This is a genomic window from Methylobacterium fujisawaense (genome assembly GCF_014138435.1).
Classification (GTDB): Bacteria; Pseudomonadota; Alphaproteobacteria; order Rhizobiales; family Beijerinckiaceae; genus Methylobacterium; species Methylobacterium fujisawaense.
Genome location: NZ_JACJIM010000001.1, coordinates 744,442 through 757,291 on the forward strand (window position 1 = coordinate 744,442; position 12,850 = coordinate 757,291).

Below are 12,850 nucleotides of genomic sequence, written 5' to 3' on the forward strand. Positions count from 1 at the left end.
ATGGGGCTACGGGTGACGCGCCGCCGGAGGCGGCGGGGATGGGGTGCAGATCAGGCCGTGCGCGCGGCGTCGATCGAGCCGTCGGGATAGATGAAGAGGCCCTTCAGGTCGGCCTGCATCGCGTGGATCATCGCCGAGGTGAAAAGCGAGAGGGCCGGCGCCTTGGCGGCCAGGAGCGGCATGGTCTCGGTCTGCAGGATCGTCTTGCGCGCCTCCAGGGTCGGCGCGTTCCGCTCCTTGTCGAGGCTCGCGTCGACCTCCGGATCCTCCAGACCCGTGATGCGGTGCGAGGACGCGTGGAAATGCGTGCGCAGCACCAAGTCGGGCTCGGGCGATCCGGTCGACCAGCCGCAATCGATCATGTGGCCCGGCCCGCCGCCGGGGCGATGATAGAGGCGCTCGTTCCAGGCCGCGGGTTCCAGCACGGTGAGGGTGACCGGAAAGCCCTGTTCGTTCAGCATCGCGGTGATGATCTCACCGTATTCCTTGGTCTTCGGGTAGAAGCCGACCGAGGTGATGTATTCCAGCGGCGGCAAGCCCTTCCCTTTCGGGAAGCCGGCCTCCGCCAGCAGCGCCTGCGCCTTGTCGGGGTCGTAGGCGGGATAGTTCTTCAGGTCGACATAGCCGAACTTCACCGGCGAGACGAAGTTCGACGAGGCGTGGCCCGCGGAGCCGAGGACATCGAGGATCACGCTCCGGTCGATCGCGTGGCAGGCTGCGAGGCGCAGGCGGACGTCGTTGAACGGCGGCTTGGAGCAACGGAACCACAGATACTTGTTCTCGACCGAGACGATCCGGCTGACGGCGATCTTCGGGTTGCCCTTGACGGTCTCGACCTGCTCGGGCTCCAGGCGCTCGACGATGGAAGCTTGCCCGTTCATCAGGGAGAGCATCCGGGTGGTCGAATCCGCCGTGAAGGTGAAGTCGATGCCGGGAATCGCCGGCTTCCCCTTGAAGTAGCCCTCGTGGGCCTTGAGCACCGTGGTGTTGCCGCGCTGCTCGACGAAGCGGAACGGGCCTGTGCCGTTGAGGCGCTTGGCGAGGACGCCGCCGGGGCCCTCGGCCACGTCCTTCGCCGACATGATCGGCAGGAACGAGGCCAGGAAGACGAAGAGGTGCGCCGGGTAGCCGCCCTTCGTCGTGTCGACGATCACCGTACGGTCGTCGGGCGTCGTGATCGTGAGCGTGTCGGTCGGTCCGGGATACCATTGCGCCGGTCGATCGGGCTGCGCGCCGTACTCGAAGGTCGCCTTCACGTCCTCGGCCTTGAAGGGTTTCCCGTCGTGAAATGCGACCCCGTCGCGCAGGGTGATCTGCAGGCGGTGCGGGTCGAGAAGCTTGATGTCGGTCGCCAGTTCGTAGACCACCTTGCCCGGATCATCGAGCGTCATCGGTGTGCGGGTGAGGAATCCCATCACGAAACCCTCGATGTTCTTCTGCGAGAGCGTCGTGTGGGCCGTCGGGTCCCAGTTCCCGGTGATGTTCTCCGCCGACAGGAAGACCAGAGGCCGCGCGCTCTGGGCGAAGGCCGAGGCGATCAGGAAGTCGGGGTTGATCTGCGCGCACGCGGCGATCGTACCGAACCGCTGAAGGAACCGCCTGCGATCCATCCCGTCGCCCTCCACCTTCGAACCGACGACACACATCGGTCAAAAACCACACAGCAAGCCACGTGCCAGTGTCGTGCATTGCCGGAGTACGGCGGACCCGCGATCGTCGCCGCGCGTAGACGCGACGGTGCGTGACGTGTGAGCACCGTGCTCACAGAGTAAACACGCTGCCGATTATCGGTCCGTTGGCGCCGAAGATGCCCATGCGGTGAGCAAAATCGCCCTCGACTTCATGTATCGAGCCGATCCGAGACGCGAACTCGCGAATATACAACGCAAAGTAGACGGTCTTCCGGCGTCTTTAGCAAAAGTAGCGGGATTAAATCGCAGTTCCACCATGACTGGCCGATGCCGCCCTCTCGCGCTCAACTGTGGCCGAAACATCTCGACTCGGTCAGACTCCACAAAAACCATGCACGCCCCATTGACGATGCAGAATCTCTCATGACACGTTGAGGCAGCGATGAGCTCAGACCCGCAAGAGTAGCGGTGTCCTTCGGCGAGACCGGATTCGGCTGACGACCGAACCGTGATCGGCCCGTCATCGAGAAGGCGCGCAGAACGCCGAACCAGTCACACCACCGGCACCGAATGGGTCCCGACGGCTCCCGGCCGCTCGGCCTGCCGCCCCGCGGCCGGTCCGCGCCCGGGCATGCGCCGGCCGGACCCCCGAACGGAGATCACGATGATCGGGGACATTTCGCGCTTCGCCTCACCATCCGGGACCGGCGCGGTCCTGGGCCTGCTCGTGCTCGGATCGGGCCTGACCGCACTTCCGGCCGCGGCTCAGACCGCGACGCCGGTGGAGACATTGAGCGACCAGACGCAGGCGCGGACGAACCCGGATATCGCAGCAAAAGCGACGTCGCCAATCCGCGTCGGTCCGCTCGCGCCTTGGGCGACCGAGATGGCGGCGGCCGGCTTCACCTTCGACATCAACATGTACGACTTCTACCAAGCCAACCCGTCCGCGGGTCTGCGCACGGGGCAGCAATCGAACTCCGCCTATTTCGTCCTGTCGATGACGGCGGACATGCAGAAGCTTGCCGGCATCGCTGGCGGCAGCATCAATTTCACCGAGACGCTCTTCGGGCTGGTGCGCAACCTCAACATGGCCGGCGACATCGGCGATACCACGATCGGGTATCAGCCGCCCTACAATCCGAACGACAACCGCCTGTCGCTCCTGACCTATCAGCAGAAGCTGTTGGACGACCGCCTCGTCATCGAGGTCGGCCGCACCCATCCGGGCCGCTATTACGCCCTGCCGCCCTGCAACTCGATCAACTCCTGCTTCCAGGACATCCTGTATTTCAATGCAGGCTGGACCTCGCCGCTCTACTCGGTCTGGGGGGCGAACTTCGCCTACAAGACGTCGCCGACCACGTACATCCAGGCCGGCGCCTTCAGCGTGAATCCCGGAACCAACGTGCTCTCGGGCTACGATTGGGGCTATGAGCGCCTGTCGGGCGCCCTCGCCATGTTCGAGATCGGCCGCGTGACCGATTACACGCAGGAAGCCTATCCCGGACGCGCCTCGTTGACCGGTTTCTACAACTCGGCCGATCATGACGACAACTTCAAGACCGTCTTCGGCACGTCCAAAGGCCTCAATCCCGGCACACCGGTCCTTCAGAAATCCGGGACGTCAGGTATTGTGCTGACCGGTACGCAGACCCTCTGGCGGGCCGATGGCGGACGCGAGGTCAATCCCCACCCGACCGCGATCTCGGTCTATACCGGGACCGGATATGCCTTCGATCCGACGATCCCGATCCGCTTCAACAGCTTCGTCGGATTGCTCCTGCAGGCGCCGGACCAGAGCCGTCCCCTCGACACCTACGGCATCAAGATCAACTGGCAGCGCCTCAACGAGAACTACACGCGCTTCCTCGCCGACGCGAATTTCATCTCGGGCGGGTCGGGCGCTCCCTTCTCCCGGGACAAGTTCGTATTCGAGCTCAATGCCCATTTCGCCATGCCGGGCGGCGTGATCCTTGAGCCGGTGGTCCAGTACCTCGTGAACGGCAATTCCTATTTCAATCCCTACACGGCGCGCCGCCCCAAGGACGGCTTCTATGGCGGCTTCACCCTGTCGGTCCCACTCGGCACCCTGCTCGGCTTGGCTCCAGGCTGAGGCTTGCCAATTCTGGCCGAGCGACGGGTTCGGCCAGCCCCTCTCCGGCGACGGCGTGCCAGCCTTGCCTGCCGCGCCGCACCGAGTCCGGCCGCAGGCGAACATTGCTAAGGCGGCCGTCACACAGCGCCAAGCGCAGACGGAATGTCATCTGCCGCCGCATCAGGGAAAGGACGATGGAGGGGCAGTTGGTCGAGGCAAGCAGCATCGAATCGAGGAATTAGCCCCGTCGCTGAGGCTGATGAGCCGGCGCGTTGGCAAGGATGTGCTGCTTGATCACGGATTCGTCAGATGTTTCACAACGATCAGTCGAGACTTCTCATCCAAGAACGTCCTCATACTTGGATGACTGCGAGGCCTCGCGCGCACCTCGGTTCAATCTGGGCACCCGACAAAGAACACCTGTTCTGCACGGGCTTCTTCAGCAACGTGTCTGCTCACCCGCTCCAGCAAAATCGTCTTCTGAAAACTTTCAACGGAAACAAGGCGCAAGCCGGAATCTGCCTTTGGCGGATGCGGCCATCCCATCGCAGCAAACACTCACATCGGTGCGTTTGCTCAGAAAGACGTCGTACTGCGAGAGCTCATAGGGTCCATCAAGGTCGAAAGATGAACCGTCGGGCCCGGTCGGACTGAGGATTGGTGAAGAAATCCGTTGGCGCCGCAATCTCTCGGATGCGGCCCCCGTCCATGAAGACGATTGTGTCGGCGATTTCGCGCGCGAAGCTCATCTCATGGGTTACGATCACCATGGTCAGCCCCTCCCGCGCAAGCTCGCGGATGACGCTCAGCACCTCTCCGACCATCTCGGGGTCGAGGGCGCTGGTGGGCTCATCGAAGAGGATGACCTTGGGCCTCATGGCGAGCGCGCGACTGATCGCGACGCGCTGCTTTTGACCGCCGGACAGCGTGTGCGGGTAGACGTCGGCCTTCTCGGTGAGGCCGACACGGGCCAGGATCGCGCGGCCCTCCTCCTCGGCCTCTCGCTTGGGACGGCCGAGGACGTGGACCGGCGCCTCGGTCACGTTGCCGAGCACGGTCAGATGCGGCCAGAGGGCGAAGTGCTGGAACACCATGGCGATGCTGGTTCGCGTGGACGCCAGCTCGCGCCGTGCCATCGGCCTCGTGGCCCTGCCATTCCCGCTCCGCCCGATGGGCTTGCCGTCGATGTGAACGGAGCCCGCGCTCGGCTCCTCAAGCCAGTTGAGGCAGCGCAGAAAGGTCGACTTGCCCGAGCCGCTCGGCCCCAGGATGCAGGTCGTCGTGCCGGGCGCGAGGTCGAGGTCGATGTCACGCAGGACTTCGAACCCATCGAAATCCTTGCACAAACCCCGGACCGAGATCGCGGCGTCAGTCTCAGCCATAGCGTCCCTTCCTCACCCGCTCCATGCGGCGCACGCCCGCCTCGACCACGAACGACATGAGCAGGTAGAGGCCGACCGCGGCGGCGAACGGCGCGAAGGGCGTGAAATGGTTCGCACTGACGAAATTCGCCGCGAAGGTCAGTTCCTGCACCGTGATGATCATGAGGAGCGCGCTGTCCCGGATGGTCGTGATCACTTGGTTCCCGATCACCGGGGCAGCGGTTATGGCGACCTGGGGCAGGATGATGCGCCGGTAGATCAGGCTGCGGGACAGGCCGAAGGCGTGCGCCGCCTCGATGTTGTCCGGAGCGACGGCGCGGAAGGCCGCCCGAAAGATCTCCGCGAGGTAGGCCGTCGTGTAGACCGTGAGCGACATCAGTCCGGCCCACCAGGGATCGAGTCTGAGGCCGAGCTCGGGCAGGCCGTAATAGACGACGTAGGCGAGCAGCAGGAACGGCACGCACCGCAGGAGATCGACGGCCTCGGCGAACAGGCGGCGCAGCGGATCCGGCGCCTCCGTGAGCACGACGGCGCCGAGGATGCCGATCGGGATGCTGAGCAGGAGGCACCCCAGTACGAGCGACAGGGTGTTGGCCGCCCCCCAGAGGAAGACGTCCCGGCTCTCCCAGACGACCAGAAGTCCGTTCACGGGCGCGCCAATCCGAAGCGCCGGGCGATCCTGCGCTCGACGACGCGCTGGCCGCGCACGAGCGTCGCGATCAGCGCGGTGTAGATGAGCGTCGCGACGAGGAAGGGAGGCAGCGGCTCGTAGGTCTCTGCGCCGATCCGGCCGGCTGCGCGGGTGATCTCGACCACCCCGATAACGGCCACGGCTGGGGTGCACTTCAGGAGGATCGTGACCTCGCTGACCAGGGGCCCGAGATTGGCCCGCCAGATTTGCGGGAAGACGATGCGGATGAAGGTGGCTCGCTCCGACATGCCGAAGGCGGCAGCCGCCTCACGTTGATCCCGGGGAAACGTCACGAGTGCCGAGCGCCAGATCTCGCTGCTGAACGCCGCCGTATTCAGCGTGAGCGCGACGATGGCGGCCGGAACCGGTTCGAGCTCCAATCCGGCCGCCGGCAGGACGAAGTAGACGAACAGGACGAGCGTTACGAACGGCGTCGCCCGGACGAGGCTGACGAAAGCGGCGAGAAGAGCCGGGACCCCGGGGATGCGGCCTTCACGTAGGAGCGCGAGGAGGAGGCCCAGGGGCAGGCTCAGAAGTATGCTGACCGCTGCCAGCGCGGCGGTAACCACCGCGCCGTCGAGGATGGTGCGTATCGCTGGCCACGTCATGGCCGTCACTCTCCGCGTCCGGTCTGTCGCCCCGCGCTCCCAGGCTACTTGGTTGGTGCGGACGGCATGTCCTTGAAGGCCCGGCCGAGCCACTTTTCCTGCAGAGCGTAGAGCTCTCCGCTCGCGCGCACCTTCGCCATGAACTGGTCGAGGTAGGCCAGGAGGCCGTCGTTCCCCTTGGCGACGGCCCAGGCCGCATAGGTCGGCGCGCCGACCGCCTCGCCCATCCTGAAGCGCTTCGGCTGGTCCTTCGTCAGGCTGACGAGGTTGACGACGCCATTGATCACGTAATCGAGCCGGCCATTGGCGAGGTCCTGATATGCCTCCGGCAGGGAAGTGTACTGCACCACCTTGCCGAGCTTTCCGCCTGTCTTCGCCAGCGTGGGTTCGAGATCGGCCAGGGCCGCGTAGGACGCGCCGCCGGACTGCACGCCGACCGTCTTGCCGGCCAAGTCGGGGACACCCTTGATCCGGGTCTCGTCCGCGCGGACGACGTAGTATTGCGTCGCTTCGGCGATCGGCATCGTGAAGCTCAGGCTCTGGATCCGATCGGGGGTGATGACGGCCGCCGTCAGGGCCACGTCGTATTTCCCGGTCGCGACCCCGGCCAGAAGCCCCGTCCAGGGTATGATCTGCTGGTCGATCTTGAACGGCGCCTCCTTGCGCAGCAGCGCGAGGAGGTCGTGGTCGAGGCCCATCGGCTTGCCGTTCTCGACGTACTCGAACGGCTTGTAGCTGTCCTCGGTCGCGACGACCATGGACCCCTTGGCCTTGATGTCGTCGAGGCTCGCCGCAGAGGATTGGGACGCCCCGACGCTCAAGCTCAGCGCCGCCGCGGCGGCGATGGCGAGGATCTTGTCCCGAACGGAAGCCATGGCTCAGTCCTTTTGCTCGCTCGACGAAAGGGATGGCGCGGCGCCCCGACGGGCGATCAGGTCGATCTCGACCAAGGCATCGTAGGCGAGCCCCGTCGTGCCTATGCAGGTTCGCGCCGGCAGGCGGTCGTGCGGGAAGAAGGATTTGTACGTCGCGTTGAACGCCGCGTAGTCGCGCTTGAACTCCGTCAGGAAGGCCCGCGCGACGACCACGTGCTCCAATCCCAGGCCGAGCCCGGCCAGGATCGTTGTGAGGTTGGCCATGACGTTGCGGGTCTGCGCCTCGATGCCGTCCGGCAGGAGGCCGGGGTTGGACGGCGTGTCTGGCATCTGCCCCGTGACGAAGACGAAGCCGTCGACCTCGACCGCGTGACTGAAGGGAGCGACCGGCTGCGGCCCGTCGGAGACCATGTGGAAGAGCATGGCCGACGGGTCTGATTCTGGCTTCGGCACCGCGATCTCCGTTCCGCAGGCTTGACCCGCGTGATGTCCCGTACCCAGGGTCGGGACCGTATTGTCATGATCAAGTTAGGCGACATTGTCGGACCTGGCGCGCGGATATGAGCGGCATCGCGCTTGAATTTCGGTCGTGGCTGCGGTCCGACCGAGACAATGTGTAGGACAATCGGTGCAGGTATGAGTCGACCCGGATGGATCGATGCCGTCGAGCGGACGGCCGGGGCTCGCTATTCGGCCATCGTCGGCGCGGTCGAGATCGCGCTGCGGGCCGGCGTCTTGCGACCGGGCGATCGGCTGCCGCCGCAGCGCGACTTGGCCGCATGGCTGTCGCTCAACATCGGGACGGTCAGCCGGGCCTATGCCGAGATGCAGCGGCTGGGCCTTGTCAGAGGCGAGGTCGGCCGCGGCACCTTCCTCAACCCAGTGCAGGATCCGGACGGACCGCCATCCCTTCGGGAGCCGGTCCCACGCCAGACCTTCGTCGACCTGTCCCACAACTTCCCGGCGCATGCGATGCATCACCCTGCGCTGGAGCTGATCCGCCCCGAACTCGACGGCGCCGTCGATCTCGGGGGCTTGCTCGCGAGCCAAGTCGACGTCGGTCTTCTCAGGCATCGGACCATTGCAGCACGATGGCTCGGTCGCTTCGGGATTGAAGCCCGGGCCGACGAGGTGCTGGTCACCTGCGGCGGCCAGCACGGCCTGCTGCTCTCCCTGATGGCGCTGACGCATCCGGGCGATGCCGTCCTGGCCGAGGAGCTGAGCTTCTACGGCCTGAAATCCGCGGCCGGCATGCTGGGTCGCTCGCTGGTTGGGGTCCGCATGGATCGCGAAGGCATCGTGCCCGAATACCTCGACGTGGTCTGCCGCCGGACCCGAGCGAAAGTCCTCGTCTGCACGCCGACGCTGCACAACCCGACCACCGCCACGATGTCGGACGAACGGCGGCGGGAGGTGGCCGAAATCTGTGCGCGCCACGACGTCCTGATCGTCGAGGATGATGTCTACGGCTTCCTACCCGACCCAATCCTGAGACCGCTGGCTGCATCAGCGCCGGACCGGGTCGTGCACATCTCAAGCTTGTCGAAGCTTGCGGGCCCGGGATTGCGTATCGGCTTCCTGCGGGTGCCCCGGCAGCTGGTCTCTGCTTTCGGTATTGCGCTGCGTGCGACCACGCTGATGGCATCGCCATTCAACGCGGAATGGGCGACGCGCCTTCTGGAGTCGCGGCGGATCGATCAAGTCGTCGCCGCGATGTGTGCGGAAACGCAAGCGCGGCAGGCACTCGTGGCTGGTCTCCTGCCTCGGCAAGCCATCCTCACCCAACCGAACGCGTACTATTTCTGTCTGAAGTTGGGGAACGGCTGGTCGGCGGAAGCCTATACGCAGGCCGCGGAGGAAGCCGGGGTCGGGGTTACGCCGATCAGCCTGTTCGAGGTGTCGTCGTTGTACCAAAGCGATACCGTCCGCGTCTGCGTCAACGCAGCGCCCGATCGCGAAACGCTTCGAGAGGCACTGGAGAAATTGGCGGGCCTGCTTGAGGTGGGTGCACCGCCTACGGTTCGATTCAGGGGCGCGGTGTGAGACGGGGCTCCACCGCTTTGGTCCCCTGACGACGCGTCACGGGGCGTCGACATCACGCCGGAGCGATCGCGCCCTTCGAATTCCTGCGAATCTCCGCCAACCAGCACGCCGCCGACGCGGCGCTCCGGCCCGCCCTGGCGTGAGATCTGTCTGGCTCAACATCCGCTTCGGAGGCGTTGTCCATCGGATTTGACCGTCCGGGTTGGGCGCATTGCTCCCGGGCTGGTTTCGAAGCCCCTCGCCATTGAAGCCGAGGGGCCGGAACACGCAAATCTCAGGTCTTTCGGCTGGGTGTGGACCGAACCAAGGCGTTGCAGAGTTTGTCGTTTTGTGATTCCGGGCGGCCGTTTTGCGGCCTGGAGGTGGCGATGGCGGACCTGTTCTGGCTCGTCCGATGAGCAGTGGGCGGTGATCGAACCGTTCATGCCCAAGGATCATCCTGAACCCGAGCGGAAGGACGACCGGCAGATCATTTCCGGCATCCTGCACGTGCTGACATCGGGCTCTCGCTGGCGCGATTGCCCGGTCGCCTACGGCCCGCGTACCACGGTCTACGCCCGTTTCAACCGCCGATCGCGGCGCGGCTTCTGGAAATCCACGCCCGCCGCGCTGGCCAAGGCCGAATGGTCAGGCGATGCAGCCGCCCTCGACAGCAGCCTCCAACCGCCTCAAAGACTTCCGCCGCATTGCCACCCGCTACGACAAACTCGCCCGCAACTACGCCTCGGCCCTCGCTCTGGCCGCCGTCATCGCCTTCTGGTGCTGATCAAGTCCACACCCTAGAGCGTCACTTGCCTCCGCCGCTCCCGGTCGAACCGACGCGTGAGGGCTGTGCTTCATTGCCGGCGGCGGCCGAGTCCGTTGCGATGCCATCTTCCGCTCGGCCGGACGGCGAGTAGGTGAACGCATCCTCATCGCCGGTGGAGCCCGGCTGACGCGTGATCACGCCTGGCGAGCCAGGCGGGACGACGACGGTTGTGCTGGTCGGCGTCTCGATCACCGCCTGTGCGACGGCAGGGGTCGCGAGGATTGCAGCGAGGACTGCACACAAAACGATCTTTTTCACAGAATGCACCGTAGAGAAACGTGGGGCATTATCCCCTGGGTGGTGTCAAACACGGATGGGCCACTATCGATCCGGCCTGATCGGTCGCACCTTGAACGCAATGTGCCAATGCACACGGCATGACCGTACATTGAACACAATATCGCGATCGATGTTGCCGATTCATTTCTGCATGAAATTCGTCAGATCCGCGCGCTAAATCTTTTATATATTCATGCCTCTCCCAAAGAGTATTTGGACCTTGCCCCGGCCCTTTCGGAGGGCATCGGGCGGCGATGGATGTCGGCGCTGCCGCATTGCCGCATTGTCGCATCGTCGGACACAAAAAACCCGGCACAAAGGCCGGGTGAGTAAGGTCCCTTTGCACGGGGACATCAAGACCGGGAAGCTTTGGAGATAACCGGTCTCGATCTGGAATTAGAAATCGCGTTGGACGCGGAAACGAACCTGAGAGATCGAGTCTTTCGTCGCGGTGGCAACAGCGAAGGTTCCGTTGTTGATGCCGGAGATGTTGGAGTAGGCCGTCGGGCTCTTGTCCAAATCGATAGCGCGGCCGCTCTTCAGTCCGATTTGCGTGTAGAACGCCTCGACGCCGATATCGAGGTCTTTGACCGGCGACCAGATGATGCTGCCACCAGCGACGAACTGGTAGGTGTCGCGCAGCGCTTGGCTCAGCTGGTAGAACCGAGTGCCTGGCACACCGACGGCGTTGGAGCCGAAGGCATTCGTACCGTTGGGGTTTTCTAGGCTGAAGATGGCACCTTGCGCAAGGCGGGCCCCATTCGAGAAGCTCTGCTCGCCATACGAGCCGAAGAAGGCCGAGCGCCATTCCGGCGTCCAGTAGTGCAGATACGAGATCGTGGTCGTGAAACTCGTTGACGTCTCAAGCTGACCAGTGAATGGATTGAGTGTAGCGTCGGCAAAATACTGATTGAATTTCTGGCCCTGAATGGTCTGCGTGCTCTGCGTGTAGCAGCCGGTATAGGCGCAGTACCCGGTGTACATCTGCGCGCCATTTCCATAGGCGCCCTGCAAGTAGAGAGAGTCGCCCGGCGCGATGAAGGGCGTGTTGATCTTCAAGCCGCCCTGTACGGCCCATCCGTACACACTGTTGGTGTGTGGGATGCTCACGTTTGAGCCCGTGCCCGTACCGGCGCCGTTGGCGACGTCGCCGACGTTCAACTCGTGCGCCGCAGCTGAGAGCTGGGCCGTGCCCCAGGCTTGATCGACGCGCAGGACGCCGACAAAGTCGGGCATCCGCTCGCGCTGGATCACATCGACCTGACTATAGCGGGTTGGAATACCGTTAGTATAGCCGATGAACACCGGAGCTGGCGAATTGCTTTGTGCGAAATTCGCAACGCTGGCGTTGACCGTGACACCAGCTGGGTTGTTCGTCGGCGAGAAGATCGGGGTTCGACGGAACACAGGGTCTTCTATGGACAGGGTCGCCGACAAACCATTGCCGAAGGTCGCCGTGTAGGCCAGCAGATTTGTAGAGAACACGTCGGATCCGAGAGTGGCGCCGGCGAACTCGAAATCGTGGGCGTAGAAATCGAAGAATGAGGAGGCGCGACCAGCGGTGAGCCCCGCGAACTGAATGAATGCCTTGTCGACATTCACATACTGCTGATCGCGGCCGAACTGATCGATGCCGAGACCGGGAAAGGCTTGACCGATGCGCTGCTGGGTCCCTGAAGTGCCGACACCAGAGTAGCCCGTCCGGGCGCCGGCATCGAGGCGCACGAAGGCTCGCAGGGTCCCATAAGCGGTTTGCGTGCGGGCATCGAGATTGATGCGCAGGCGCCCCTGGTATCCCGAGGTGTCACCACTGTTGGTGCCGCTTTGGCGGGTGTAGCTGGGCTGGTAGCCACCTTCGAACCGCGCACGGCCTCCGATACGAAGGCAAGTGTCAGTCCCAGGAATGTAAAAGAAGCCGGCGCCATAGGCGCCACAGACGCGGACGTACTCGACGGGGACAGCCTTATTGACCGGCAGGTCTGCGGCATGGGCTGCCCCCGCCGCTATGACTGCTGCAGCAGACGCAAGCAGCGCGCTTTTCAAGACACTCATCGATATCCTCAAAGCTTCGAGACCCGTGGTGCGGCAGCGCCCGTTTTCCGGATCTCGCCGCGAAGTGCATCGCCGCCTGCATCTGAAGGCAGGCTTGTACGGGGCGTTGGACTGCGATGCCCCGATGCAGGATCAGGATGCGCGGGTCGGCACGGTTGAGCAATGAGGCTTAATCCAGCTCAAGAACAGCGCGAATAATATGTGGCTATTTGGCAACAAAATACCCCTGTTTATCAGAAACAATCGAGCAATTTGGATGCAAATCGTGTTTCTCTTTGTTTCCGTATCTCTGCACTGCCCCACAAATGATTCCAAAAATGACCATCGGTGGCAATTTAACTCGCAGGCAGGATCAAATAGACGTGACTTTATGCCATGAACTG

At 63.9% G+C, this 12,850-nt stretch carries 10 protein-coding genes and 1 pseudogene; 3 read left to right on the forward strand and 8 right to left on the reverse strand.

The features are described from left to right. Nucleotides 1-50: 50 nt before the first annotated feature. The gene (locus GGQ91_RS03610; RefSeq protein WP_182591361.1) at nucleotides 51-1,610 is read right to left on the reverse strand and encodes an ABC transporter substrate-binding protein; all 1,560 of its coding nucleotides are present in this window, start codon (nucleotides 1,608-1,610) and stop codon (nucleotides 51-53) included. Between the two features lie 685 nt (nucleotides 1,611-2,295). Here GGQ91_RS03610 and GGQ91_RS03615 point away from each other — a divergent pair. Further along, on the forward strand, nucleotides 2,296-3,747 hold the full coding sequence (locus tag GGQ91_RS03615) for a carbohydrate porin (RefSeq protein WP_182591362.1): 1,452 nt from the start codon (nucleotides 2,296-2,298) through the stop codon (nucleotides 3,745-3,747). Nucleotides 3,748-4,343: 596 nt separating this feature from the next. On the opposite strand, the gene GGQ91_RS03620 is transcribed toward GGQ91_RS03615, so the two are convergent. Genes GGQ91_RS03620 through GGQ91_RS03640 form a run of 5 tightly spaced genes read right to left on the reverse strand, consistent with a single transcriptional unit; the run spans nucleotide 4,344 to nucleotide 7,708 of the window. After that, on the reverse strand, nucleotides 4,344-5,111 hold the full coding sequence (locus GGQ91_RS03620; protein WP_043759968.1) for an amino acid ABC transporter ATP-binding protein: 768 nt from the start codon (nucleotides 5,109-5,111) through the stop codon (nucleotides 4,344-4,346). Beyond that, a complete protein-coding gene (locus tag GGQ91_RS03625; RefSeq protein WP_075381171.1) occupies nucleotides 5,104-5,760 on the reverse strand; it encodes an amino acid ABC transporter permease in 657 nt (218 codons plus the stop codon). The genes GGQ91_RS03620 and GGQ91_RS03625 overlap by 8 nt, the downstream gene beginning before the upstream one ends. Beyond that, the gene (locus tag GGQ91_RS03630; protein ID WP_043346416.1) at nucleotides 5,757-6,410 is read right to left on the reverse strand and encodes an amino acid ABC transporter permease; all 654 of its coding nucleotides are present in this window, start codon (nucleotides 6,408-6,410) and stop codon (nucleotides 5,757-5,759) included. The genes GGQ91_RS03625 and GGQ91_RS03630 overlap by 4 nt, the downstream gene beginning before the upstream one ends. A gap of 44 nt (nucleotides 6,411-6,454) precedes the next feature. Beyond that, the gene (locus GGQ91_RS03635; RefSeq protein ID WP_043346418.1) at nucleotides 6,455-7,285 is read right to left on the reverse strand and encodes a transporter substrate-binding domain-containing protein; all 831 of its coding nucleotides are present in this window, start codon (nucleotides 7,283-7,285) and stop codon (nucleotides 6,455-6,457) included. A 3-nt stretch (nucleotides 7,286-7,288) separates the two neighbouring features. Beyond that, nucleotides 7,289-7,708: a RidA family protein gene (locus tag GGQ91_RS03640; RefSeq protein WP_182591484.1), complete on the reverse strand. Its 420-nt coding sequence runs from the start codon at nucleotides 7,706-7,708 to the stop codon at nucleotides 7,289-7,291. 213 nt (nucleotides 7,709-7,921) lie between these two features. Here GGQ91_RS03640 and GGQ91_RS03645 point away from each other — a divergent pair, with 213 nt between their 5' ends. Then, nucleotides 7,922-9,328: an aminotransferase-like domain-containing protein gene (locus GGQ91_RS03645; protein ID WP_182591363.1), complete on the forward strand. Its 1,407-nt coding sequence runs from the start codon at nucleotides 7,922-7,924 to the stop codon at nucleotides 9,326-9,328. Between the two features lie 368 nt (nucleotides 9,329-9,696). Continuing rightward, nucleotides 9,697-10,094, forward strand: a pseudogene (locus tag GGQ91_RS03650) (transposase). A 21-nt stretch (nucleotides 10,095-10,115) separates the two neighbouring features. Here GGQ91_RS03650 and GGQ91_RS03655 read toward each other — a convergent pair. Together GGQ91_RS03655 and GGQ91_RS03660 are read right to left on the reverse strand one after the other, a co-directional pair. Further along, nucleotides 10,116-10,394, reverse strand: coding sequence for a hypothetical protein (locus GGQ91_RS03655; protein WP_081948847.1), 279 nt, complete (start codon nucleotides 10,392-10,394; stop codon nucleotides 10,116-10,118). A 417-nt stretch (nucleotides 10,395-10,811) separates the two neighbouring features. Next, a complete protein-coding gene (locus GGQ91_RS03660) occupies nucleotides 10,812-12,467 on the reverse strand; it encodes a porin (protein ID WP_043388089.1) in 1,656 nt (551 codons plus the stop codon). Between the last annotated feature and the right edge of the window lie 383 nt (nucleotides 12,468-12,850).